General features: G+C 65.2%; 22 protein-coding genes. 5 read left to right on the top strand and 17 right to left on the bottom strand.

What is annotated here, in order from left to right:
* Nucleotides 1-24: 24 nt before the first annotated feature.
* Nucleotides 25-384: an Asp23/Gls24 family envelope stress response protein gene (locus H7B90_RS17045; protein WP_185137088.1), complete on the bottom strand. Its 360-nt coding sequence runs from the start codon at nt 382-384 to the stop codon at nt 25-27.
* A 154-nt stretch (nt 385-538) separates the two neighbouring features.
* On the opposite strand from H7B90_RS17045, the gene rpmB reads away from it, so the two are divergent.
* Entirely contained in the window at nt 539-727 is a 189-nt protein-coding gene (gene rpmB / locus H7B90_RS17040) for a 50S ribosomal protein L28 (protein WP_185137087.1), read from the top strand.
* A gap of 169 nt (nt 728-896) precedes the next feature.
* On the opposite strand, the gene spoVM is transcribed toward rpmB, so the two are convergent.
* The 15 genes from spoVM to dapF all read right to left on the bottom strand — a co-directional run bounded on the left by spoVM (nt 897) and on the right by dapF (nt 16,619).
* Nucleotides 897-977 (bottom strand): stage V sporulation protein SpoVM, encoded by an 81-nt coding sequence (spoVM, locus tag H7B90_RS17035; RefSeq protein ID WP_010345573.1) that lies wholly within the window; start codon nt 975-977, stop codon nt 897-899.
* 130 nt (nt 978-1,107) lie between these two features.
* Nucleotides 1,108-1,770: a ribulose-phosphate 3-epimerase gene (gene rpe / locus H7B90_RS17030; protein ID WP_185137086.1), complete on the bottom strand. Its 663-nt coding sequence runs from the start codon at nt 1,768-1,770 to the stop codon at nt 1,108-1,110.
* Nucleotides 1,771-1,774: 4 nt separating this feature from the next.
* Nucleotides 1,775-2,677 carry a ribosome small subunit-dependent GTPase A gene (gene rsgA, locus H7B90_RS17025; protein ID WP_185137085.1) on the bottom strand — a complete coding sequence of 301 codons (903 nt, stop codon included), beginning with the start codon at nt 2,675-2,677 and terminating at the stop codon, nt 1,775-1,777.
* Between the two features lie 16 nt (nt 2,678-2,693).
* Complete coding sequence (gene pknB / locus H7B90_RS17020; protein WP_185137084.1) at nt 2,694-4,805, bottom strand: Stk1 family PASTA domain-containing Ser/Thr kinase; 2,112 nt, start codon at nt 4,803-4,805, stop codon at nt 2,694-2,696.
* Nucleotides 4,802-5,560, bottom strand: a complete 759-nt coding sequence (locus tag H7B90_RS17015; protein WP_246578409.1) for a Stp1/IreP family PP2C-type Ser/Thr phosphatase — start codon at nt 5,558-5,560, stop codon at nt 4,802-4,804. Before H7B90_RS17015 ends, pknB begins: the two co-directional genes overlap by 4 nt.
* 19 nt (nt 5,561-5,579) lie before the next feature.
* Nucleotides 5,580-6,677 (bottom strand): dual-specificity RNA methyltransferase RlmN, encoded by a 1,098-nt coding sequence (gene rlmN, locus H7B90_RS17010; protein ID WP_185137082.1) that lies wholly within the window; start codon nt 6,675-6,677, stop codon nt 5,580-5,582.
* Between the two features lie 190 nt (nt 6,678-6,867).
* The gene (gene rsmB / locus H7B90_RS17005; RefSeq protein ID WP_246578408.1) at nt 6,868-8,475 is read right to left on the bottom strand and encodes a 16S rRNA (cytosine(967)-C(5))-methyltransferase RsmB; all 1,608 of its coding nucleotides are present in this window, start codon (nt 8,473-8,475) and stop codon (nt 6,868-6,870) included.
* A gap of 406 nt (nt 8,476-8,881) precedes the next feature.
* Nucleotides 8,882-9,835: a methionyl-tRNA formyltransferase gene (fmt, locus tag H7B90_RS17000; protein ID WP_185137081.1), complete on the bottom strand. Its 954-nt coding sequence runs from the start codon at nt 9,833-9,835 to the stop codon at nt 8,882-8,884.
* A gap of 1 nt (nt 9,836) precedes the next feature.
* Nucleotides 9,837-10,322 (bottom strand): peptide deformylase, encoded by a 486-nt coding sequence (gene def, locus H7B90_RS16995; protein WP_185137080.1) that lies wholly within the window; start codon nt 10,320-10,322, stop codon nt 9,837-9,839.
* A 31-nt stretch (nt 10,323-10,353) separates the two neighbouring features.
* A complete protein-coding gene (gene priA, locus H7B90_RS16990) occupies nt 10,354-12,861 on the bottom strand; it encodes a primosomal protein N' (protein ID WP_185137079.1) in 2,508 nt (835 codons plus the stop codon).
* Nucleotides 12,858-14,111, bottom strand: coding sequence for a bifunctional phosphopantothenoylcysteine decarboxylase/phosphopantothenate--cysteine ligase CoaBC (coaBC, locus tag H7B90_RS16985; RefSeq protein WP_185137078.1), 1,254 nt, complete (start codon nt 14,109-14,111; stop codon nt 12,858-12,860). The genes priA and coaBC overlap by 4 nt, the downstream gene beginning before the upstream one ends.
* 199 nt (nt 14,112-14,310) lie before the next feature.
* Nucleotides 14,311-14,523: a DNA-directed RNA polymerase subunit omega gene (gene rpoZ, locus H7B90_RS16980; RefSeq protein ID WP_185137077.1), complete on the bottom strand. Its 213-nt coding sequence runs from the start codon at nt 14,521-14,523 to the stop codon at nt 14,311-14,313.
* A 4-nt stretch (nt 14,524-14,527) separates the two neighbouring features.
* Entirely contained in the window at nt 14,528-15,163 is a 636-nt protein-coding gene (gmk, locus tag H7B90_RS16975; RefSeq protein WP_185137076.1) for a guanylate kinase, read from the bottom strand.
* Between the two features lie 13 nt (nt 15,164-15,176).
* Complete coding sequence (gene remA / locus H7B90_RS16970) at nt 15,177-15,437, bottom strand: extracellular matrix/biofilm regulator RemA (protein ID WP_005548256.1); 261 nt, start codon at nt 15,435-15,437, stop codon at nt 15,177-15,179.
* Between the two features lie 345 nt (nt 15,438-15,782).
* The gene (gene dapF, locus H7B90_RS16965; protein WP_185137075.1) at nt 15,783-16,619 is read right to left on the bottom strand and encodes a diaminopimelate epimerase; all 837 of its coding nucleotides are present in this window, start codon (nt 16,617-16,619) and stop codon (nt 15,783-15,785) included.
* A gap of 217 nt (nt 16,620-16,836) precedes the next feature.
* Here dapF and H7B90_RS16960 point away from each other — a divergent pair, with 217 nt between their 5' ends.
* The 4 genes from H7B90_RS16960 (at nt 16,837) to tatA (ending at nt 20,429) form a co-directional block, all read left to right on the top strand.
* Nucleotides 16,837-17,613 carry a gluconate 2-dehydrogenase subunit 3 family protein gene (locus tag H7B90_RS16960; RefSeq protein ID WP_185137074.1) on the top strand — a complete coding sequence of 259 codons (777 nt, stop codon included), beginning with the start codon at nt 16,837-16,839 and terminating at the stop codon, nt 17,611-17,613.
* Nucleotides 17,614-17,632: 19 nt separating this feature from the next.
* Nucleotides 17,633-19,354 (top strand): GMC family oxidoreductase, encoded by a 1,722-nt coding sequence (locus tag H7B90_RS16955; protein ID WP_185137073.1) that lies wholly within the window; start codon nt 17,633-17,635, stop codon nt 19,352-19,354.
* Complete coding sequence (tatC, locus tag H7B90_RS16950; RefSeq protein WP_185137072.1) at nt 19,351-20,103, top strand: twin-arginine translocase subunit TatC; 753 nt, start codon at nt 19,351-19,353, stop codon at nt 20,101-20,103. Before H7B90_RS16955 ends, tatC begins: the two co-directional genes overlap by 4 nt.
* 116 nt (nt 20,104-20,219) lie before the next feature.
* On the top strand, nt 20,220-20,429 hold the full coding sequence (gene tatA / locus H7B90_RS16945; protein WP_185137071.1) for a twin-arginine translocase TatA/TatE family subunit: 210 nt from the start codon (nt 20,220-20,222) through the stop codon (nt 20,427-20,429).
* Here the strand turns inward: tatA and H7B90_RS16940 are convergent.
* The gene (locus H7B90_RS16940; protein ID WP_376701736.1) at nt 20,416-23,238 is read right to left on the bottom strand and encodes a calcium-translocating P-type ATPase, SERCA-type; all 2,823 of its coding nucleotides are present in this window, start codon (nt 23,236-23,238) and stop codon (nt 20,416-20,418) included. The genes tatA and H7B90_RS16940 overlap by 14 nt on opposite strands.
* Nucleotides 23,239-23,350: the final 112 nt, after the last annotated feature.

The raw sequence follows: 23,350 nt of genomic DNA, 5'->3' as shown, positions 1-23,350 counted from the left end.
TCTTGGATGAGATCCGGTCGTTGCCTACCGTGTCACGCGTACGCCCTGAACATAAATATTGACGAAGTCGACGCGAAGTCCTACGACTTCCTCCAGCACGTACTTCACCTTGGACTGGATATTGTGGGCGACTTCGGATATCTTGGTTCCGTAGCTGACGACGACGTACAGATCCAGATGGGTCTGTTCGCCTTCCCGGCGCACTTCCACGCCCCTGGACAGGTTCTCCCGCCCGAGCAGCTCGGCGATTCCGTCCTTCAATTGCTTGCGGGAAGCCATGCCGACCAGTCCATAACAATCCACTGCCGCCGAACCGGCAATTACCGCGACCACTTGATCCGATATGTCGATTCTCCCGTTCTCCGTCGCCAGTTGCATGGGCATGGAAATTCACTCCTTTATGCTGGTATTATGGACCATACCTCATTGTACTATAAAAAATCGGCGGATTGAAGCCGAAATCCCGGATTGCAACCCTATTAGGCGTATGCTATGATAGTAAAAGTGTCTGCAAGGTCTCGGTAGGGAGGTGGATTTAATGGCTCGCAAATGTTACATCACGGGGAAGAAGCCCGGTTCCGGCAATCACGTATCTCACGCCAACAACCATAACCGCCGTTCTTGGGGGGTCAACGTGCAGAAGGTGCGCATTCTGGTGAACGGCAAACCGAAGCGCGTGTACGTCAGCACCCGCGCCCTGAAATCCGGCAAAGTGACCCGCGTATAAGAAGCATCGCGCCCCTGCGGCCCGGACGATCGGATACGATCCCGTCCGAACGCGGATGCGGCTTCGCGCATGACAAAAGCACCTGGGCTTCCAGGTGCTTTTTGTTATCCGTGCAAGCGTCTTCCCGGCAGAGCCGGAGCCTCCGGGAACCGCGGGTTCCATGGAGGCTTCAGTTCTTCTGGAACGTGTTCAGGATCGCCTTGACAAACCCGCCCAGAAATTTAGGAAGCTTGATCGTATAAAACTTCATCCTCACACCCTCCTCCGGTCCCTTGGCGGCCCCGCCGAATACGCGCGAACGCGACGTTTACCGCCTGGCGCGCGCCGATGATTCATGTGTATGCGGGAGCGGCTTTGTCCTATACCGGAGGAAGGGCCGGTTATCGAATTTGGGCGCTCGCCCTCAAGGTCGAGATGGCGGAAGAGCGGTCGGGATGGCCGAAAATGTAGTTGCCCGCCACGAGCGCGTTCGCGCCCGCTTGGGCGACGAGCGCCGCCGTCTCCCCGTTGATGCCTCCGTCGACCTCGATGTGCGTGCCGCTCCGGCCGCGCCGGTCCAGCTCGTCGCGCAGGGCGCGGATCTTGCCCTGCATCGCCGGGATGAACGACTGGCCGCCGAAGCCGGGATTGACCGTCATGATCAGGACGAGATCGAGATCGTCCAGCACGTAGTCGAGAACGGACAGCGGCGTGTGCGGGTTCAGCGCGACGCCGGCCTTCAGACCGAGCTCGCGGATCGCGTGCACGGTCCGGTGCAGGTGGACGCACGCCTCGGCGTGCACCGTGATCCGGTCCGCTCCGGCCTTGACCAGATCCGCGAACAGATTCTCCGGCGAATGCACCATGAGATGAACGTCGAACGGCAGCTTCGTGTACGGCCGGATGGCCGCCACGATCGGCGGCCCGAACGTCAGGTTCGGCACGTACTGCCCGTCCATGATATCGATATGAATCCAATCGGCTCCATGCTTCTCCGCGTCGCGGACTTCCTCTCCGAGCCGGGCGAAATCCGCGGACAGGATGGAAGGTGCGATGATCGTCATTCTGCTAATACCTCCGTCGATTCTCTTTCCATTCCGCCATGAACCCCGCGTAATGGTCGTAGCGGCTCGCGGCGATGGCGCCGCTCTCCTTGGCCGCCAGCACCGCGCAGCCGGGCTCGTGGATGTGGGTGCATCCGCGGAATTTGCAGCCGGCCGACAGCTCCCGGAACTCCCGGAAGCAGTCGCCGATCTGCTCGATGCCGAGCTCCGCGAAGTCGAGCTGGCTGAAGCCGGGCGTGTCGGCGACGTAGCCGCCGTGTTCCAGCCGGATCAGCTCGACGTGGCGGGTCGTGTGCTTCCCTCGGCCGAGCTTGTCGCTGATCTCGTTCGTCGCCAGCTCCAGGCCGGGGACGAGCGCGTTGACGAGCGAAGACTTCCCGACGCCCGATTGCCCGGCGAACACGCTGATATGACGGCTGAGGCGTTCCCTCAGCGCGTCCAGCCCCTCCCGCTTCTTCGAGCTGGTCGCGATCGTCTCGTACCCGATCGAAGCGTACAGAGCGCGGGCGGCTTCGACGTCCGCGCGAACCCGATCCCCGTCCTCGGCGTCATCCAGCGCGTCCATCTTCGTCAGAACGATCAGGGCGTCGAGCCCCGCATGCTCGGTGTGGACGAGGAACTTGTCGAGCAGCTGCAGGTTCAGCTCCGGCCGCAGCACCGAGAACACGAGCACGGCCAGATCGGCGTTGGCGACCGGGGGCCGGACGAGCTCCGTCGAGCGGGGCAGGATCCGGTCCACCGTCCCTTCGCCGTTCTCCGTCTCGCCGTAGTCGACCCGGTCCCCGACGAGGGGGGACTCCCCTCTTTTCTTGAAGATCCCCCGGGCCCGGCATTGAATCGGCCGTCCCTCTTCGTTCATGACGTAATAGTAGCCGCTGAGCGCTTTGTAGATCAGGCCTTCGGGCATTCCAAATCTCCTTTGGTCATTGCGGGTTCTCCGATTCGCCGTGGCCGTTGTCGCCGCCGTTCCCGTCGGCTCCGCCTTCCGGATTGCCGCCTTCGCCTTCGACCGTTCCGTCGCCGGAAGGCGGCTCCGAGGAAGCGGGCGGTTCGGGTTCGACGGACGCCGGCACATCCTCGTAAGGAACGGGAACCTCGCTGTAGAATTGATCGTCCCGGTATACCGTAATCTTCCCGGCCTTGGTCGGGGAGAGGACAAGCGTGAGCCGGACGGTCTTGGTCTCCTTGATCTTCATCGTCTTATACTCGATGTTGTCGCCCCGGGCGTCGGAGTACTTGATCACGATCGTGCTCGTAACTCCCTCCGTGGCCGGAGACACCGTCACGTCGTATGGCCTCTCCTTCGCTTCCTCCGGATAACCGCTGCTGACCCACAGCTTCACTTCGGAGCCGACGTCGATCGGTTCGTCCGGCTTAGCCGGGTATTGCTCGAACACCAGCCCCTTCGTCGAGTAGCTGGGCTCGTTATTCACCTCAACAAGCTTCAAATTGTTTCTCTCGATCTCGGCCTTGGCTTCCTCAAGCGTCATTCCCATCAGGTTCGGCATCTTGATCGACTGGGGGCCCTTGCTGACGGTGAGCGTGACGGTCGCCTTCTTCGGATCGAAGTCCGTCTCCGCCTTCGGCTCCTGGTCGAGAACCGTTCCGATCTCGCTGACGTCGTTGATCTCGTTTTTGTGAATGCGGCTCTCGTCCACCCCGATATTCTTCAGCATCTCGACCGCGTCGTCGTACGACTGCTCGGTGACCTTCGGCATCGGGCTCAGCTGGACGCCCGAGCTGACGGTCAGGGTGATCGTGGCCCCTTCCTTGACGGCCATGTCCTGCTTATCCTGCTTGATGACGCGATCCTTCTCCACCGTGTCGCTCGGCTCCACGGGCGGGGGTTCGACGACGTGAAGACCGACCTTCTCCAGCTCCGCCTTGGCGTCTGCGAACGGCATCCCGACGACGGTCGGAATCTCCACGTCCTTCGGGCTAAGCTGCCCCTTGAGCGCCATGACCGCCCAGATCAGAATGCCGATCAGCACGACCGCGATGACCGCGAACACGGTCGGCAGCACCCAGCGGCGCTTCGGCTCCTCCTCGTTCTCCGCCTCGTCCCGCCGCTTCGGCTGCTGCCCCTCGCCGGCCTTCGCGATCGTCTCCTGGCCGGACAGCCGCATATCCGGCTTAAGCGCCGGAATGACCCTTGTCCGCTCCTCCTCGTCGTCGTCCATGTCGCTTGCGAACTGGACCCGGGGCTCGTGCAGACGCTGGGGCTGCAGGCACGTCTCCAGATCGGCCAGCATCGACTTGGCGGACGAATAACGCTCCTGCTGGTTTTTGCGCATCGCCCGAAGAATGACGTTCTCCACGCTCTGCGGGATATGCGGGTTGACGAGACGCGGCTCCTCGAACGGCTCCTGGAGATGCTTCAGCGCCACGCTGATCGGGCTCTCGCCGAGGAACGGCAGCCGGCCCGTCAGCATCTGATAGAGAACGATGCCGAGAGAATAAATGTCGGACTTCTCGCCCGTCGTCACGCCCTTGGCGTGCTCCGGGGAGAAGTAGTGCACCGAGCCGACGACCGAACCCGTCTGCGTGATCGTCGACGACGTGACCGCCCTCGCGATGCCGAAGTCGGTCACTTTGACCCGGCCGTTCTTGCCGATCAGGATGTTGTGCGGCTTGATGTCGCGATGGATGATCTGATTATGATGGGCGTGGTCGAGCGCGTCGCATATTTGGGAAGCGATCCGGACCGCCTCTTCGACTTGAAGGGGGGCCCTCTCGCGAATGATCTCGTTCAGGTTGTTGCCGTCCACGTACTCCATGACGATATAATGCGCGTCGTCTTCCTGCCCGACGTCGTAGATGCTGACGATGTTCGGATGGGAGAGCGAGGCGGCCGCCTGCGCTTCGCGGCGGAACCGCCGGATGAATTCCTCGTCGTGCATGAACTGCTGGCGCAGCACCTTGACGGCGACGAACCGGTTCAGCAGAATGTCTCTCGCCTTGTACACGAGAGCCATGCCGCCGCCGCCGACGCGGGCCAGCAGTTCGTACCGCCCTCCGAGCGTATGACCGATCATGCCGTCCCCCCTCCCGCGGCGTCTGCATCCTTATCGTAATCGATGAGTGCTACCGTTACGTTGTCGTCGCCGCCGGCGAGCAGGGCCAGCGCGATCAGCCGGTCCGCCGTCTGCTCCAGGTCGGTATCCGGGTCCCCCAGCGTCTGCGCGATGAGACGGTCCTCGACGAGGCTGCTGAGTCCGTCGCTGCACAGCAGCAGCCGGTCGCCCGGACGCCAGTCGATCAGCTTCAGGTCCGGCTCGACTTCCTTGTCGGTCCCGAGCGCCCGCGTCAGCACGTTGCGGCGGGGATGATGGGCCGCCTCCTCGGGGCTGAGCTGGCCGGACTTGGCGAGCTCGTTGACGAGCGTATGGTCTTCGGTCAGCTGCTCCATCTCCCCGGCCCGCAGCCGGTAGGCGCGGCTGTCCCCGATGTGGCCGATCAGTCCCCGGCTGTCGTCCAGCAGGGCCAGAACGACGGTCGTTCCCATGTTCGAGTACTGCTCGTTGGCCGAAGCCGTCTCGTAGACGGTGGCGTTCGCCTTGCGGACCAGCTCGCGGAGCTTGGTCCTTCCTCCCGCTTCGTCGCCGAGGTCTTCCCGCCAAGCGGACAGCGACCGGGACAGGCTCTCCACCGCCAGTCCGCTCGCCACTTCCCCGGCCTTATGGCCGCCCATCCCGTCGGCCACGACCGCGGCGGTGAGGCCGCTCGCGGTCGTGCCGATCCAGGCCAGGTCTTCGTTCAGTTGCCTTACTCTTCCCACATGACTTCGCATGGCCGTTCTCACCAACAGGTCACCTCGCCTGCGCTTCCATATGTTTCGCCCGCAGCTGCCCGCAGGCGGCCGCGATGTCGTGCCCTTGCTCCCGGCGAATGGTCGCGTTGATCTTCTTGCGTTCGAGAATGCGATGGAACTCGAAAATGTCGTCGCGCGGAGTGCGCACGTAATCGCGTTCGGGAACGTAATTGACCGGGATCAGGTTGACGTGGCACAGCATTCCCTTCAGCACGTCCGCCAGCTCCTCCGCGTGCTCCGGGCGGTCGTTGACGCCGCCGATGAGCGCGTACTCGAACGTGATGCGCCGGCCCGTCTTCTCGATGTAGTACCGGCACGCGTCCATCACTTCGGAGAACGGGAACCGCCGGTTGACCGGCATCAGCTTCGACCGCAGCTCGTCGTTCGGCGCGTGGATCGAGATCGCCAGGTTGATCTGGGTGTTCTCGTCCGCGAAGCGGATGATGTTCGGCACGATGCCGCTCGTCGACACCGTGATGTGGCGCTGGCCGATGTTGAGCCCCTTCGGGTGCGTCATCAGGCGCAGGAACGTCATCGTGTTGTCGAAGTTCTCGAACGGCTCCCCGGAGCCCATGATGACGATGCTCGATACCCGCTCCCCATCGGCGTCGAGAAGCCTCTGCGACTGGACGACCTGGGCGACGATCTCGCCGGCCGTCAGGTTGCGCTTCAGCCCGCCGAGCGTCGAAGCGCAGAACGTGCAGCCGATGCGGCAGCCGACCTGCGTCGTGACGCAGACGCTGTTGCCGTAGTTGTGCCGCATGATGACCGTCTCGATCGCGTGGTTGTCGTGCAGGCCGAACAGGAACTTGACCGTTCCGTCCTTGGATTGCAGCTTCGTGATCTCGGTCAGCGTCACGAAGGCGAATTGCTCGGCGAGCTTGTCGCGGAGCGGCTTCGGAAGGTTCGACATCTCGTCGAACGAGCCGACCCTCTTCACGTACAGCCAATCGAATATTTGCCCGGCGCGGAAGGCCGGCTCGCCGTTCTCCTTGACCCACTCCTGAAGCTGTTCGAGCGAGTAATCGTAAATGAAAGGTTTGTCGGGTTTGTAATTCAGCTTGTTGTCCAAACCTTTGATTTCTTGCTTTTCCATTGAGGTCACCACCGTTCGATCTATTTTACCATAACGCGCTTGGAGCAGGAAGAAGGCCGGGGTCGGGGGGCTTGCCCGGACCGAAGGGGGACCGCCGGCTCGTCCATCGTCCGGATTCGGGACCGCCCCGCCCGGGCGCCCGAACCGATGTCCCGGCGCGCGTCCGGGAAGCGAGCCCGCATGTCCCGGCTTAGGTGGCCGGCTGCTCCCGCCGCTTCATCCGGGCGATGAAGAACCCGTCGCTGCCGAATTGATGCGGAAGCAGCTGCGCCATCCCCGCGAACGGCTCCGGCAGCGCGTTCTCCTCCCGCAAGGCGGCTAAGATCTCCTCCGGCCAATCGGGGTCGAGCGCAAAGTCCGGACGGCTCCCGAGAAAATGCCGCACCGCCTCCTCGTTCTCCTCCGGCGCGATCGTGCACGTGCTGTACACGAGGGTGCCGCCCGGCCGAACGAGCTTGCCCGCCTGTTCGAGCAGGCGGCGCTGAAGAGCGGCCAGGCTCGCGACATCCTCTTCGGTCTTGTTCCATTTGATCTCCGGCTTGCGCCGAATGACGCCGAAGCCGGAGCAAGGAGCGTCGAGCAGCACGACGTCCATCGAGCCGGGCGGATGCTTGTCCGGCAGCTCGGCCGCGTCGCCCACCGTCGTCCGGACGCAGGCGAGCCCGAGCCGCTCGGCCTGCTGCGCGATGAGCGCCTCCTTGTGCGGATGGACGTCGTTGGCGATCACTTCGCCCCGGTCCTCCATCAGCTCCGCGAGATGGGTCGACTTGCCTCCCGGCGCGGCGCAGCAATCGAGCACGCGCATGCCCGGCCGCGGCGCGGCGACGGCGGCGACGAGCATCGAGCTCTCGTCCTGCACGGTGAGGCGGCCGTCCCGATACCACGGCGTCGCCGCCAGGCTGCCGGCCCGGGTGGCGACGATGCCCGCCGGCGCCAGCCGCGACGGCCGCGCGTAGATGCCCTCCGCGGCCATCGCCTCGAGCAGCTCCCCGCGCTTCGCGCGCAGCGGGTTGACGCGGGCCGAGGCGTGCGGCGGCTCGTTGCCCGCCGCGCAGATCGACTCCGCCGCCTCGGGGCCGTAGGCGGCGATGAACCGCTCGACGAGCCAGCGCGGATGGCTGTGCTCGAGAGCGATGCGCTCCGCCGCGTCCAGCCCGGCGGGCAGCGGCGGGGCGACCCCTTCGCGGAGCAGACCGCGAAGGACGCCGTTGACGAGCCCGGCGATGCCGGCGTGGCCGCGCTTCTTGGCGATGCGCACGGCCTCGTCGGTGACGGCGTGCGCCGGGACGCGATCGAGCCAGCGCAGCTGGTAATAGCTCATGCGCAGCAGGCTGCGCACCCACGGCTCGACCTTGCGCGGCCAGCCCTTCACCCGGGCTCCCAGCACGTAGTCGATCGTGTTCAGCCGCTGGATCGTGCCGTAGACGATCTCCGTCGCCAGCGCGGCGTCCTGCCGGGACAGCTCCGCCTCCGTCAGGACTCGGTTGAGCTCGAGGCCGCTGTACGCCCCCTCCGAGTCCACCCGCTCCAGCACGCGCAGCGCGGCTTCGCGCGGACCGGCGGGGCGGCGGCCTTTCTTGGGCGCGCCTGCTCGGGCACCTGCGCCTGCTTGGGGGCCTGCTTGAGCACCTGCGCCTGCTTGGGGGCCTGCATGGGCTCCCTCTCTCGCCGCGTTGCTCCCCGGCTTGTTGGAGCCCGGCCTCCCTTGGCCATGGCTGCGGGAATTCAGCCGCGGTTTGTCGCTCCCTCTCGCTCCCGGACGTTCCCGGGAAGACCGAGAGCCTTCTTGACGATTCAACGTGATTGTCCTCCGATCCCTTGCCTTGTTCTCTGTCGTCCCGCTTACTGTAAGTATGGCCAATGACGGCAAGGTTCCGGCATTTCCCGGACTCCCTGCCTATCCGTCGCTAAGACGGCCTATGTACATCGACAGCCTCTTCTAATGCGCCCGCCTGCAGGCCAATCCGCCGGATCTCTGCCAAACTGCCTCAGCCACGGAGTCACTTTCGGCCATTCCGCCGAATATCCGCCAATCTACCTCAGTCACTGAGTCACTTTAGATCAATCCGCCGAATATCCGCTAAACTACCTCAGCCACCGAGTCACTTTAGACCAATCCGCCGAATATCCGCCAAACTGCCTCAGGCCCTGAGCCACTTGAGGCGATCCGGCTCCCGGCGGCCAAACGAAAATACGGCGCCCGACTAACCGAGCACCGTACCTGGAGCGAGCCTCGCCCCTCTCGCATACTCCGCCGCGGGCAGCGCCTTCTTGCCCGCCGGCTGCACTTCCGTCAGCACGAGGCTGCCGTCGCCCGTGCGGACGCGGATGCCGAACGCCCCCGTCTCCAGCACGGAGCCGGGCGCCGCGGCCTCCCATTCCGCGCGAAGCGAAGCGTCCGAAGCGTCGGGCGCCTTCGTCCCCCACACCTTGAACACTTCCCCCGCCAGGAACGTGAACGCCCCGGCCATCGGGTGCAGCCCCCGCACCCGGTTGAACAGCTCGCGCGACGAACGCTCCCAATGCAGCCGCTCGTCGTCGCGAGTCAAATTCGGCGCGTACGTCGCCAGCGAATCGTCCTGCGGCACGCGAGGCGCCGTGCCGTCCGCCAAGCGCGGCAGCCACTCGAGCAGCAGCTCCGCCCCCGCCTCGCTCAGCTTCGCGAACATCGTGCCCGACGTATCCTCGTCGGTTATCGGCACTTCCACGCGGGCGATCATGTCGCCCGTGTCGAGCCCTTCCGCCATGTACATCAGCGTCACGCCCGTCACGCTCTCGCCGTCGATGATCGAGCGCTGGATCGGCGCTCCCCCGCGGTACCGCGGCAGCAGCGAACCGTGCACGTTGACGCAGCCGAGGCGCGGCAGCTCGAGCACCGACTTGGGCAGAATCTGCCCGTAGGCCGCCGTGACGATCAGGTCCGGCGCGTACTCCGCGACGGCCGCGACCGCTTCCGGCGCCCGCATCCGCTCCGGCTGAAGCACCGGCAGCCCGCGCTCGAGCGCGAACGCCTTGACCGGCGGAGGCGTCAGCTCCCGCTTCCGCCCCTTCGGCCGGTCCGGCTGCGTGACGACGGCCGCCACCTCATATCCCTTTTCCAACAATCCCTTCAAAGAAGGAACGGCGAAATCCGGCGTCCCCATGAACACGATCCGCATCTTATTCCCCGTCCTGTTCCGGCGCCGCCTTGCGTTCGTAGACCGATTCCGCGAGGTCGATGAACAGCACGCCGTCCAAATGATCGACCTCGTGCTGGAACGCGCGGGCGAGCAAGTCCGTCCCGGTGTACTCGACCGGGTTGCCGTGGCGGTCCTGTCCCCGGATCGTCACCTTCTGCGCGCGGCGGACGTCGCCCTGGAGCCCCGGAATGCTCAGGCACCCTTCCGGACCAAGCTGCTCGCCTTCCTTCGAGACGATCTCGGGGTTGACGAGCTCGATCAAGCCATGCTCTTCGTCCGCGTCCACGACGATGACCCGCTTCGAGATGCCGACCTGGGGCGCGGCGAGGCCGACGCCGTCCGCGTCGTACATCGTGTCCGCCATGTCGTCGAGCAGCTTATGCAAATTGGCGTTGAACTTGGTGACTTCCTTCGCCCGCTCCCGCAGAACGTCGTCCGGATGCTTAACGATTAAACGAATGGCCATGAGTTCATCATCCTTTGCCGGGATAGTCGATTTACAGCATCATCTGCGGATCGACGTCCACGCCGACCGTTACGCCCGAGCGCTTCGTCGTCTCCGCCAGTTCCTGCAGCGTCTTCGCGACCCAGCCGGGCGCGTCGACGTCTCCCCGATATTTTACCATACATTGAAAACGGTAGCGATCTTTCAGCCTCGGAATAGGCGAAGGAACCGGTCCGAGCACCTCCAGCGCGTGCGGAGCCCCGCCCGCGAACGAGCCGGTCAGCCCGGCGGCCGACGCCTTCTCGCGCATCTTCGCCGCGAACGACTCGCCGAGCGCGATCAGAAGCGGCATCTGCTCGTGCGACAGCGTCAGCGAGATGAGCCGGCCGAACGGCGGATAGCCGAGCACCCGCCGATGGCGAAGCTCCTGGGCCGTGAACCCGGCGTAGTCGTGACGCTCCACCATGGCGACGGAGGGATGCTCCGGCTCGTACGTCTGGATGACGACTTCCCCCGGCAATTCGTGCCTCCCGGCCCGGCCGGCCACCTGCGTGAGCAGCTGGAACGTCCGCTCGGGGGCGCGGAAGTCCGGCAGCTTAAGCGCGGAATCCGCGGCGAGCACCCCGACGAGGGTCACATGGGGAAAATCGAGCCCTTTGGCCACCATCTGCGTGCCGAGCAGCACGTCGGCGCGCCGCTCGCGGAATTGCGTCAGCCACTTCTCGTGCGAGCCCTTCTCCGTCGTCGTGTCCACGTCCATGCGAATGACGCGGATGCCGGGGAAGGCGAGCGCCAGCGCCTCCTCCACCTTCTGCGTCCCGGTCCCGAAGAAGCGGATGTGCGGGCTCTGGCACGAAGGGCATTCCGTCGGCTCCCGCTCCGCGTACCCGCAATAATGGCAGCGCAGGTTCTGCGAGCCGCGGTGGTACGTCAGCGCGATGTCGCAATGCGGGCACTGCGCCGTGTAGCCGCAGGAGCGGCACATGACGAACGTCGAGTAGCCGCGCCGGTTGAGCAGAAGGACGGCCTGCTCCTCCCGGTCGAGCCTCGCCTGCAGCGCGTCCGCGAGAGCGCGGCTGAACATCGCCCGGTTGCCGAGCTTCAGCTCCTCGCGCATGTCGACGATCGTCACGCCCGGCAGCGGCCGGTCGGCCACCCGCTCCGGCAGCGGCACGTACACCGGCCGGAACGCGGCGTCCCGGTTGCCCGGCGCGCCGGACTCGATCGTCGCGGCGGCGTACGTCTCCAGCGACGGCGTCGCCGAGCCGAGGACGACCGCGGCGCCGTGCTGTCTCGCCCGCTCCACGGCGACGTCCCGCGCGTGGTACTTCGGGCTCTCCTCCTGCTTGTAGGACGACTCGTGCTCCTCGTCGATGACGATGAGCCCGATCCGGCCGAACGGGGCGAAAATCGCGGATCTCGCGCCGACGGCGACCTGGGCCCGGCCGTCGCGGATTTTGCGCCATTCGTCGTAGCGTTCCCCGTTCGACAGGCGGCTGTGCAGGACGGCGACGCGCTCGCCGAACCGGCTCTTGAACCGCTCGACCATCTGCGGGGTGAGCGAGATCTCCGGCACGAGCACGATCGCTTCCTTGCCCTGCTCGAGGCAGCGCTGGATCGCCTGCAAATAAATCTCCGTCTTGCCGCTTCCGGTCACGCCGTGAAGCAGGAACACCTCGTGGCGCCCCTCCCCGACGGCCGCGGCGATCGGCCCGAAGGCGGCCGCCTGCGCGGGCGTCAGCTTCATCGGCGCGGAGGCCGGGAATTCGCGGCCCTCGTACGGGTCGCGGTCCTCGGTCACCGCCCGCAGCTCGACGAAGCCCTTGTCCGCCAGCGCCTTGATCGTTCCGGTCGTCGTGCCGACCGCTTCGGCCAGCTGCTGCTGGGCGATCGGCTCCGGATGCGCCAGCAAATATTCGATCGTCTCCCGCTGCTTCGCCGCCCGACGCGGGATCGCCTCCAGCGCGGCCCGCAGCCGCTCCGGAGAAGGCGCGAACACGGTCAGCACCGTCCGCACGGACAGCCGGTCCTCCACCTTCTGCAGCTCCTCGAGCTTGCCGGCCTTGAGCAGCCGCTGAATCGCGCCGGCCTGGTCCGGGAACTGCCGAAGCAGAGTCGACAGCTTCAGCGGCGACTGGCGCTCCAGCGCGGCGATCAGCTCCCCGTCGAAGAGGCGGTCCGCTTCCGTCCACTCGGCGCCGCGGGCGATCGCGATGTATTTCTCCGTCTTGCCCTTGAGGGCGGCGGGCAGCATCGCCTGCAGGGCGACCGTCAGCGGGCACAGCCAGCGCCGGCTCATCCATTCGCCCAGCTCGACCAATTCGGCGGAGAGGGGCGGAACGGCGTCCAGCACGTCCGCGAGCTCCTTGAGCCGCGAGCGGTCCACTTCCGCGTCGTCCTTCGTCGCGACGACGATGCCCTGCAGCGTGCGTCCGCCGAACGGGACGGCCACCCGGCTGCCCGGCTCCACCCAGCCTTCGAGACGGGCGGGAATGAGATAGTCGAACGGCCGGTCCGTCTCCCGGCTCGGCACGTCGACGATGACTCGCGCCACGCTCATCGGCCGGGCTCCTCCCAGCCGGCCCGCTCGCGGACGAGCTTCCAGAGCCGCTCGGCCACGGCCCTCTTCGATTGCAGCGGCAGCGCTTCGATTAGCCCTTCGGCCCCGTAGACGCTGACGATGTTCGTGTCGGCGCCGAAGCCCGCCCCTTCGCGGGAGACGTCGTTGGCGACGATCAGGTCGCAGCGCTTGCGGGCGAGCTTATCCAGCGCGTTGCGCTCCACGTCGTCCGTCTCGGCGGCGAAGCCGACGACGAACGGGAGCGGGGAGCGCGCCGCGCCGCTTGCCTCGGCTTCCCGCTTCCAGTCCCCGATCGCCTGCAGAATGTCGGGCGTCCTCTCGAGCTCCAGCGTCAGCCGGTCCGGTCCCTTCTTCATCTTCGAGCCGTGCCGGACGGACGGCCGGTAGTCGGCGACCGCCGCCGCCTTGACGACGGCGTCGGCCTCGGGCAGCCTCGCCAGGACGGCCGCGCGCATCTCCTCCGCGGATTCCGCCTTGACGATGCGCACGCCCGCGGGAGGAGGCCCGTCGGTCCGCGCGCAGACGAGCGTGACGTCCGCCCCTTGGTCGCGGGCGGCCTCGGCGAGCGCGAAGCCCATTTTGCCGGAGGAGTCGTTCGTGATGTAGCGGACCGGATCGAGCCGCTCGACCGTCCCTCCCGCCGTGATCAGCACCCGCTTCCCGGCCAGCGGCTTCTTGCCGCTCAGCAGCTCGACGATCGCCAGGACGATCTCGTCCGGCTCCGCCAGGCGCCCCTTGCCGACGTAGCCGCAAGCGAGCTGGCCCGTTCCCGATTCGACGAACCGGACCCCGCGGTCCGCGAGCAGCGCCAGGTTGGCGACGACCGCCGGATGCTCCAGCATGTGGACGTTCATCGCCGGAGCGACGAGCACCGGCGCGGTCGTCGCGAGCAGCGTCGTGCTCAGCATGTCGTCGGCGATGCCGTGCGCCATCTTGGCGATAACGTTCGCCGTCGCCGGAGCGACGACGACGAGATCGGCGGAATCGGCCAGGTCGATGTGCTGCACCCGGGCGGCGTCGTGCTCGTCGAACACGTCGGTCGCCACCGGATGCCGGGACAGCGTCTGCAGCGTCAGCGGCGCGATGAACTTCGTCGCCCCCTCCGTCATGATCACCCTTACCTCGGCGCCCAGCGACACGAGCCGGCTGCACAGCGTCGCCGCCTTATAGGCCGCGATGCCCCCGGTGATGCCGAGCACGACGGTGCGTCCTGCCAGCGATTGGCCCATACGGTCCCCTCCCGTTACGTAGAATGGCCGCGGAACCGGCGTCCCGCGGTAGATCGAATCTATGAAGCCTATCCCTTCTCGTTCGCCGCGAATCTGGAAGAATCGGCCCGCCTTAGGAGCGGAGAAAAAAAACAACCGCGCGGGTTGTCCTTTTCGTCTCGTCTTATGAAGGCCGGCGAGGCCGTTCTTCGGCCGCCGCTTAGCTTCCTTGTTCCGTCTTCAGCGCTTCGACGGTGATGAAGTCGTTGTAAATCTCCTCGAGCGCGAAGCCGACGACCTTGTGCGACTTCGGCGTCGTCAGCTGCGAAGGCTTGCCGTCGCGGAGCCCTCTCGCCCTCTTGGACGCCGCTACCACGAGCGTATACTTGCTGTCTACCTTACGTACCAGTTCGTCAATCGATGGGTATAGCATAGACTCACCTCTCCGATCCGTTATGGGCCGTCGTCAAGCTCTTCAGCTCGTCGAACAGCTCGTGCAAAAATCTCTCCCGCTTGCAGTGCTCCGCCGTGATGATCGCCTGGATGCGCTCGCAGGCGCTCTCGATCTCGTCGTTGACGACCGCGTAGTCGTAGCGGCTGAGCAGGTTCATCTCCTCGACGGCGACGGACAGCCGATGGTCGATCTTGTCCTGGGACTCGGTACCCCGTCCGACGATCCGCTGCTTCAGCTCGCCCAAGGAAGGCGGCAGCAGGAAGACGAACACGCCTTCGGGAAACTTCTCTTTGACCTTGAGAGCCCCCTGCACTTCGATCTCGAGAATGATATCTTTGCCCTCGGCAAGCGTCTTCTCGACGAATTCCCGCGGCGTCCCGTAATAGTTGCCGACGTATTCCGCATGCTCAAGCAAGGCGTCGCGGGCGATCATGTCCTGGAACTGCTCGCGCGTCTTGAAGAAGTAGTTGACGCCTTCCTGCTCGCCGCTCCTCGGAGCGCGAGTGGTGGCGGATACGGAATAGACGAGGCCCGGCATCTTGCGCCTCAGCGCCGCGCAGACCGTTCCCTTGCCGACCCCGGACGGGCCGGATAACACGATTAGCAAACCCTTGTTCATGGACTTCCCCGATTCATTCGTCATTGTCGTCGTCTTTGGTCGATAGACGGTGGGCGACCGTTTCCGGTTGGACGGCGGACAGGATAACATGATCGCTGTCGGTAATGATGACGGCTCGCGTGCGGCGGCCGTAGGTGGCGTCGATCAGCATGTGCCGGTCGCGCGCTTCCTGGATGATTCTCTTAATCGGCGCCGATTCCGGACTGACGATCGAAATAATGCGATTCGCCGAAACGATGTTGCCAAAACCGATGTTGATCAGTTTGATCGCCATGCAACTCTTCCCTCCGGTCATTCCTCGCAAGCAGCCCCGGGGCAACCAACCACGCTCCCATTGTTACCGAAAGCGGCCCCCCGCATACTGCGGGACGTAGATACAGATAGAACGACGGCTTCGCAAGCTGCCGGACCGGAGTCCGATTCGCAAGCCATATTGATTCATTTTACTTGAAAAAGCTAGGCCGGACAAGAGGGACGGGCGCGTTGTCCCCTCGAAATTCGGATGCCGCCCCTCTCTATCGATCCCGCGCGCGAAAAAACCCGGCCGAAGCCGGGCATCGCGAGCGATATGCTCTTGCGCTCTATACCTTTACGCCGGGTCTTCGGGGATTATGCCGGCTTACGCGTCGACCTCGCCCGCGAAGACGGTCGCGGCCGGGCCGGTCATGTACACGCGGTTGTCGTCCTCGTTCCATTCGATGAACAGGTCGCCGCCCGCGAGCGAGATCGTCGCCTTCCGGTCCGTGAACCCGTTCAGAACCGACGAGACGAGCGTCGCGCACGCGCCCGTGCCGCAAGCGAGCGTCGGGCCCGCCCCGCGCTCCCATACGCGCATGTCGACGCGGTCGCGCGAGCTTACCGTTGCGAACTCGACGTTGATCTTGCGCGGGAACAGCGGGTGCGTCTCCAGCTTCGGCCCCCACTTCGCCAGGTCGAAGCCGACGGCGTCGTCGACGTAGATGACCGCGTGCGGGTTGCCCATCGAGACGGCCGTGAAGGCGAACTCGCGCCCGTCCACTTCGACCTTGTGCCCGATGACCGGGTTTGCGTCGATCGTCGTCGGCACGTCCAAGCCGTTCAGAATCGGCTGGCCCATGTCGACGCGCACCTTGAGCGCCTTGCCGCCTTCTACCGTCAGCTGCAGCGGCTGCACGCCGGCGCCGATCGTCTCGATCGTCAGCTCCGCGCGGTCGGTCAAGCCGTTGTCGTAGACGTACTTGGCCACGCAGCGGATCGCGTTGCCGCATTGCTCCGCCTCGGAGCCGTCGGAGTTGATGATGCGCATCTTGAAGTCGGCCCGCTCCGACGGAAGAATGTACACCAGGCCGTCCGCGCCGATGCCGAAGTAGCGGTTGCACAGCTTGACCGCGAGCTCCGGCGCGTTCGCCGGAAGCTCCTTCTCTCCGTAGACGACGATGAAGTCGTTGCCGAGTCCGTGCATTTTCGTAAATTGCATAGGGTTCGCCCTCCCTCATTCTACTCTCTCGGTCGTTCTCTCGATCCTATCATAACGCACGCGGAGTCGGACGGGTAATATAGCAACTTCTTAATTGTTTGCACTATTTCGCATGTGACGGCCTGCGGCGGGACGAGGTGGATAGAATTTGCAGACGAGGGAATGATACGGCTAACCGGCTTGCAAATCCACTTCCCAGAAAGGGTTGGCGATCGCGATGGCTAACGGCAAACCTAACGAACCCCAGGACGAATCGAAACGCCGGTTCCTGAAATACGCCGGCACCGCCGTCGGCGGACTCGTCGTCGGCGGCGTTGTCGGCGGACTGATCGGCGCGAACAGCAAGGCGGGCAACGAGGCGTCTCCGGCTCCGTCCCCTTCCGGCTCGACGCCGGCCGCTCCGTCCGACCGGGACTTCAACCAGGCGCTCATGTACTTCAACCAGGACCAGTTCCAGACGGCGGAAGCCGCCGCGGAGCGGATCTTCCCCGCCGACGATCTCGGCCCCGGAGCCAAGGAGCTCGGCGTGGCGTTCTTCATCGACCACCAGATGGCGAGCGCCTACGGCATGAACGCGCGGGATTACATGTCGCCGCCGTTCCACCCCGGAGAGGCGTACCAAGGGTATCAGCTGACGTTCAAGCGGCAGGAGCTGATGGCGCTCGGACTGGACGCCCTGAACGAGTACAGCCAGGACAAGTTCAAGAGCAAATTCGCCAAGCTCACGCCGGAAAACCAGGACGCCGTGCTGACCGCGTTCGAGACGAACGAGGTCCATCTGAAGGGCGTGCCCGCCGGGACTTTCTTCAACATGCTTCGCGCCCTGACGATCGAAGGCGTCTACGCCGATCCGCTGTACGGCGGCAACAAGAACATGGGCGGCTGGAAGATGCGGAGCTATCCCGGCAATCAAATGAGCTATTTCGACGTGATCGAGAAGGAAGGGCTCGTCAAGCTCGAGCCGCTCAGCTTGCACGATCATCTGACATCCTGACAAGGAGGGCGTTACGGAGATGGCTACCAAATTACCGAAGACGGACGTCGTCGTCGTCGGCATGGGCTGGGTGGGCGGCGTCATCGCGGCCGAACTGACCAAGGCCGGCCACAGCGTCGTCGGGCTGGAACGGGGCAAGATGCGCACGACCTCCGACTACTATCACGTCCACGACGAGCTGCGTTACGCGAACCGCTACGAGCTGATGCAGGATTTGTCGAAGGAGACGGTCACGTACCGCAACAACGAGAAGATCGCCGCGCTGCCGATGCGCTCGTACGGCTCCTTCCTGCTCGGCGACGGGCTGGGAGGCGCCGGCGTTCACTGGAACGGCCAATATTTCCGCTTCCTTCCGTACGACTTCCAGATCCGGACGAAGACGGTCGAGCGGTACGGCAAGTCCAAGATCCCGGACGGAATGACGCTGCACGACTGGGGCATCACGTACGACGAGCTGGAGCCGTACTTCGTCAAGTGGGAGCAGATGGCCGGCATCTCCGGCGACCCGACGACGACCGAGCACGTCGGCAAGATGTCCAAGCCGTTCCCGACGGCTCCGATGAAGGAGACGCCCGGGATGAAGCTGTTCGTCGAGGCCGCCAAGAAGCTCGGCTACCATCCGTACCGGATGCCTTCGGCCAACCTGTCGGTCAATTACAAGAACCCGGACGGCATCGAGCGGGCCGCCTGCCAATATTGCGGGTTCTGCGAGCGGTTCGGCTGCGAATACGGCGCGAAGGCCGATCCGTGCGTCACCGTCATCCCGGTCGCGCAGAACACCGGCAAGCTGGACCTGCGCACGTATGCCAACGTGACCGAGATCGTTCACGACGGCAAGAAGGCGTCCGGCGTCCGGTACGTGCACATGCCGACGGGCGAGGAATACATCCAGCCGGCCGAAGTCGTCGTCATGGCCAGCTACGTGTTCAACAACGTCCGGACGCTGCTGCTGTCCAAGCTCGGCAAGCCCTACGACCCGAAGACGCAGTCCGGCGTCGTCGGCAAAAACTACTGCTATCAAGTGAACGGGGCCAGCACCGCCGCTTTTTACGAGGACAAGGAATTCAGCACGTTCATGGGCGCCGGCGCGCTCGGAGCGGTGCTCGACGACTTCAACGGCGACAACTTCGACCATACGGACCTGAAGTTCCTTCACGGGGCGAATATCAGCTTCACGCAGACGGGCCTTCGCCCGATCGAGTACAATCCGACCCCTGCCGGAACGCCCGCATGGGGCGCGGCATTCAAGCAGGCGTCGATCAAATACGCCAACCGGGTGCTGAAGGTGTCCGCCCAAGGCTCCTGCATGCCTTGGCGGCACCATTACCTCGACCTGGATCCGACGTACAAGGATTCGCTGGGACGCCCGCTCGTCCGCATGACGTTCGACTTCGAAGACCAGGACAAGGAGCTCGTCAAGTTTTTGGCGGCGAAGACGAAGGAGATCGCCGACCAGATGGGCGCCGCGAAGACGGAGATGAACGACAAGCTGTCTACCTACAACATCGTGCCGTACCAATCGACGCATAACACGGGCGGCACGATCATGGGGTCCGATCCCGGGGATTCCGTCGTCAACAGCTATCTGCAGATGTGGGACGCGGAGAACGTCTTCGTCTGCGGGGCGTCCGTCTTCGGGCACAACAGCGGATACAATCCGACGGCGACGGTCGGGGCCCTCTCGTACCGGGCGGCGGAAGGCGTGCTGAAGTATCTGCAGAAGGGCGGTTCCCTCGCGTGAGCGGCGGGGAAGGCTCGGCGGCGCCGGTCGAGTGGCTCAAGCATCTGGCCGAGCTGCGCAAGCGGCTCATCTTCGTCGGGCTGTGGTTCCTGGCGTCGCTGGCCGCCGGCTTCTGGGCCTCCCCGCGGCTGCTCGGCTTCCTGAAGCGGCATACGGGCGATATCCGGATCGATTGGAGCGTCTTCTCCCTGTCCGACGGGCTGATCGTCTATATGAAGTGCGCGGTTCTGATCGGCGGCGTGCTGACGCTGCCGTTCGCCCTGTATCACGTCTGGGCGTTCGCGAGACCCGGGCTGACGGAGAAGGAGGCGAGGACGACGCTGCTGTTCGTGCCGGCCTCGTTCTTGCTCTTCCTCTGCGGGATCGCGTTCGGGTATACGGTCGGGCTGCCGATGATGATCCGCTTCATGATGCGGCTGAACGAGAGCATCGGAGCGGAGGAGGTATACGGAATCCGCCACTACGTGACGTTTATTCTGAGCTTCCTCTTCCCGATGGGGATCGCCTTCGAGATGCCGCTCGCGCTGCTGTTCCTGACCCGGCTCGGCCTGCTGTCGCCGGCTTCGGTCAAGCGGGCGCGCAAGTACGCTTACGTCGGCCTGGCCGTCGTCGGCTCGTGCATCTCTCCCCCGGACTTCGTCTCGCACCTGGCGGTGACGCTGCCGCTCATTCTGTTGTTCGAGCTCGGGGCGTTCGTCTCGACGCGGTATTACCGGCGCAGGGAGCGGCTGTCGGCCCAGACGGCCTAGCCGCGGATAAGAGGGGCGCCCGCCGTTCATCCACTCCCGCCGCCTCGGCGCACGCCCGCGAACAACGATAAGTAAAGCCGCTCCCGAATAGGAGCGGCCGCGAAGGAGGTGATCCCATGTTCAACAACATCGGCGTATCCGGCTTGATCATTATTCTCGCGATCGCGCTGATCGTCTTCGGGCCGGCGAAGCTCCCGCTGCTGGGCCGGGCGTTCGGCGACACGCTGCGGGAGTTCCGCAATTCCACGAAGGGAATCGCGGACGACCGGGCGGACGAAGAGCCTGCGAGAATCGAAGCGAGAATCGAAGAGATCAACGGGCGATAGGACGGGCGCGATTGCCGCCGCTGCTGCCGTACGAGATGCGGTTCGTCGTGCGGCGGCGCCGGCGGGACGAGCCCCACACGCTGCCGATGCCCATCAGGAAGGTCGGAATGCCGGCCGCGACGAAGACGAGCGCCCAATCCCGCAGGGTGAGCGGAACGGTCTTGAACACGGGCTGCAGCGGTTCGACGTACAGGACGGCGAGCAGCAGAAGCAGCGACGACAGCACGGCCAGCACCAGGAACTTGTTCTCGAAGAACCGCCGGTGGAAAATCGAGCGGGAGCTGCGGCAGTCGAACACGTGGATGAGCTGGGCGAGCACGAGCGTGGCGAACGCGACCGACTGCGCGTGAACGAGCTGGGCGCCTTCTCCCTTCAGCCCGCCGAGCGTCAGCACGAACGCGGCCAGCGTGCACAGGCCGATCAGAACGCCGCGGCTGATAATCTTCCACCCGAGCCGGCGGGCGAAGATGTTCTCCTTGGCGGAACGGGGCTTCTGGCGCATCAGGTCGCTCTCCGCCTGGTCGACGCCGAGGGCCATCGCCGGAAGGCCGTCCGTCACCAGGTTCACCCACAGAATCTGGATCGGAACGAGCGGCAGCGGCATGGCCAGCAGCATGGCGAAGAACATGACGAGAATCTCCCCGACGTTGGAGGCGAGCAAGTAGCGGATGAACTTGCGGATGTTCTCGTAGATGCCCCGCCCTTCCTCCACCGCCGCGACGATCGACGCGAAGTTGTCGTCGGCCAGCACGAGCGACGACGCCTCCTTCGTCACGTCGGTGCCGGTGATGCCCATGGCGATGCCGATGTCGGCCGCCTTGACCGCCGGAGCGTCGTTGACGCCGTCGCCGGTCATCGCCACGACGTGCCCCTTCCTCTGAAGGGATTGCACGATGCGCAGCTTATGCTCCGGAGAGACGCGGGCGTACACGTATACGTCGTCGGCCAGCTTGTCGAGCTCTCCGTCGTCCATCGCCGACAGGTCCGCCCCGCTGAGCACGCGCCCGCCCTTCGGCAGAATGCCGAGCTCGCGGGCGATCGCCTCGGCGGTCGTGCGGTGGTCGCCGGTGATCATGACCGTCTTGATGCCCGCCTGCCGGCACTTGACGATGGCGTCGAACACCTCGCGGCGCGGCGGATCGATCATGCCGGCGAGGCCGACGAAGATGAGGCCGTTCTCGGCCTGGTCCTCGGACTCGCACGACTCGTGGGAGCGAACGTCGCGGTAGGCGAAGCCCAGCACGCGCAGCGCGTCCTGCGCCATCGCTTCGTTCGCCTGCAGCACCTTCGTCTTGAGCGTTCCGGTGAACGGCACGACGTTCCCTTCCCAGAGCACGTACGCGCACCGGTCGACGAGCAGGTCGGGCGCGCCCTTCGTGCAGATCAGCTTGCCGCCCTGATGGGAGACGAGCACGGACATCCGCTTGCGCTCCGCGTCGAACGGGAATTCCTTGACGCGCGGGTACAGCGCTTCGAGCGACGGGCGCGACGCGCCCGACTTGCCGGCCAGCACGAGCAGCGCGCCTTCGGTCGGATCGCCTTTGACGTTCCATCCGGAGGAGGCCGCGGCTTCGGATTCTTTGGCCGTCTTCTTTTTGCGGGCGTCTTCCCCTCTCTCGTCCTGGGCCAGCTCGGCGTTGTTGCACAGCGCCGCGATCTGCGTCAGCCGGCGGAGACCCGCGTCGCTCTTCGCCTCGACCGCGCGGCCGTTCGCCAGGAACTGCCCGATCGGCTCGTAGCCTTCGCCCGTGACGTCCAGCCGCCTGCCCCCGACCCACAGCCGGGTGACGGTCATCTTGTTCTGGGTCAGCGTCCCCGTCTTATCCGAGCAGATGACGGACGCGCAGCCGAGCGTCTCGACGGACGGAAGCTTCCTCACGATCGCCCGCCGCTTGATCATCCGCTGGACGCCGAGCGCGAGAGCGATCGTGACGATGGCCGGTAGCCCTTCCGGGATCGCCGCCACCGCCAGGCTGACGCCCGCGAGGAACATGCCGTAGACCGGCTGCCCGTGCAGCACCCCGGCGAGCACGACGACGACGGTCAGCGCCAGCGCCAGGACGATCAGGATCTTGCCCAGCTGCTCCAGCCGCCGCTGCAGAGGCGTCTCCGCTTCCTCCGTCTGCTGGATGAGCCCGGCGATTTTGCCCATCTCCGTGCCCATTCCCGTCATGACGACGATGCCCTTGGCCGTGCCCCGGGTGACCATCGTCCCGAGATAGCCGCAGTTCTTCCGGTCGCCGAGCGGAAGCTCGGGAGAGTCGATCGGCGCAGCCGTCTTGACGACCGGCACGGACTCCCCGGTCAGCGCCGCCTCCTCGATCGTGCACTGGTTGCTCTCGATCAGCCGCAGGTCGGCCGGCACGCGGTCCCCGCTCTCGAGCAGGACGAGGTCGCCCGGCACGAGCTCCTTCGCCGGCACGACGACCATCGAGCCTCCCCGGATCGTCTTGGCCGACGGAGCCGACAGCTCCTTGAGCGCCTTCAGCGACTTCTCGGCCCGGTATTCCTGGAAGAAGCCCAGCACCCCGTTCAGCACGATGATGGCGATGATCGTGAGCGCGTCGAGCATCTCCCCGAGCAAGCCCGAGATGACGGTCGCCCCCGCCAGCACGAGCACCATGAAATCTTTGAACTGATTAATGAACAGCTTGATGGGCGACTCGCCTTGCCGTTCCGACAATTCGTTCGGTCCGCGGTCGCGCAGCCGGCGCGCCGCCTCCTCCGGGCTTAACCCTCCCTTGGCGTCCGTGCCAAGCGCCGACGCCAATTCGTTCTCGGTTAACTGGTGCCAAGCCTTCCCTTCCACGACGGTCATCCCCTCCCGCAAATCGCCGTCCGCCGTCGGCAGGACAGCCGTTCTCCCCTATGTGTATTCAGACAAGCCGGGAAATATCCCCCCTCGTCCGAATCGGCCGAAT

Origin of the sequence: Cohnella xylanilytica, assembly GCF_014212175.1 — a bacterium.
GTDB lineage: Bacteria > Bacillota > Bacilli > Paenibacillales > Paenibacillaceae > Cohnella > Cohnella xylanilytica.
Note: the sequence above shows the minus strand (reverse complement) of the source record. Positions and strands in the feature narration are given on the sequence as shown.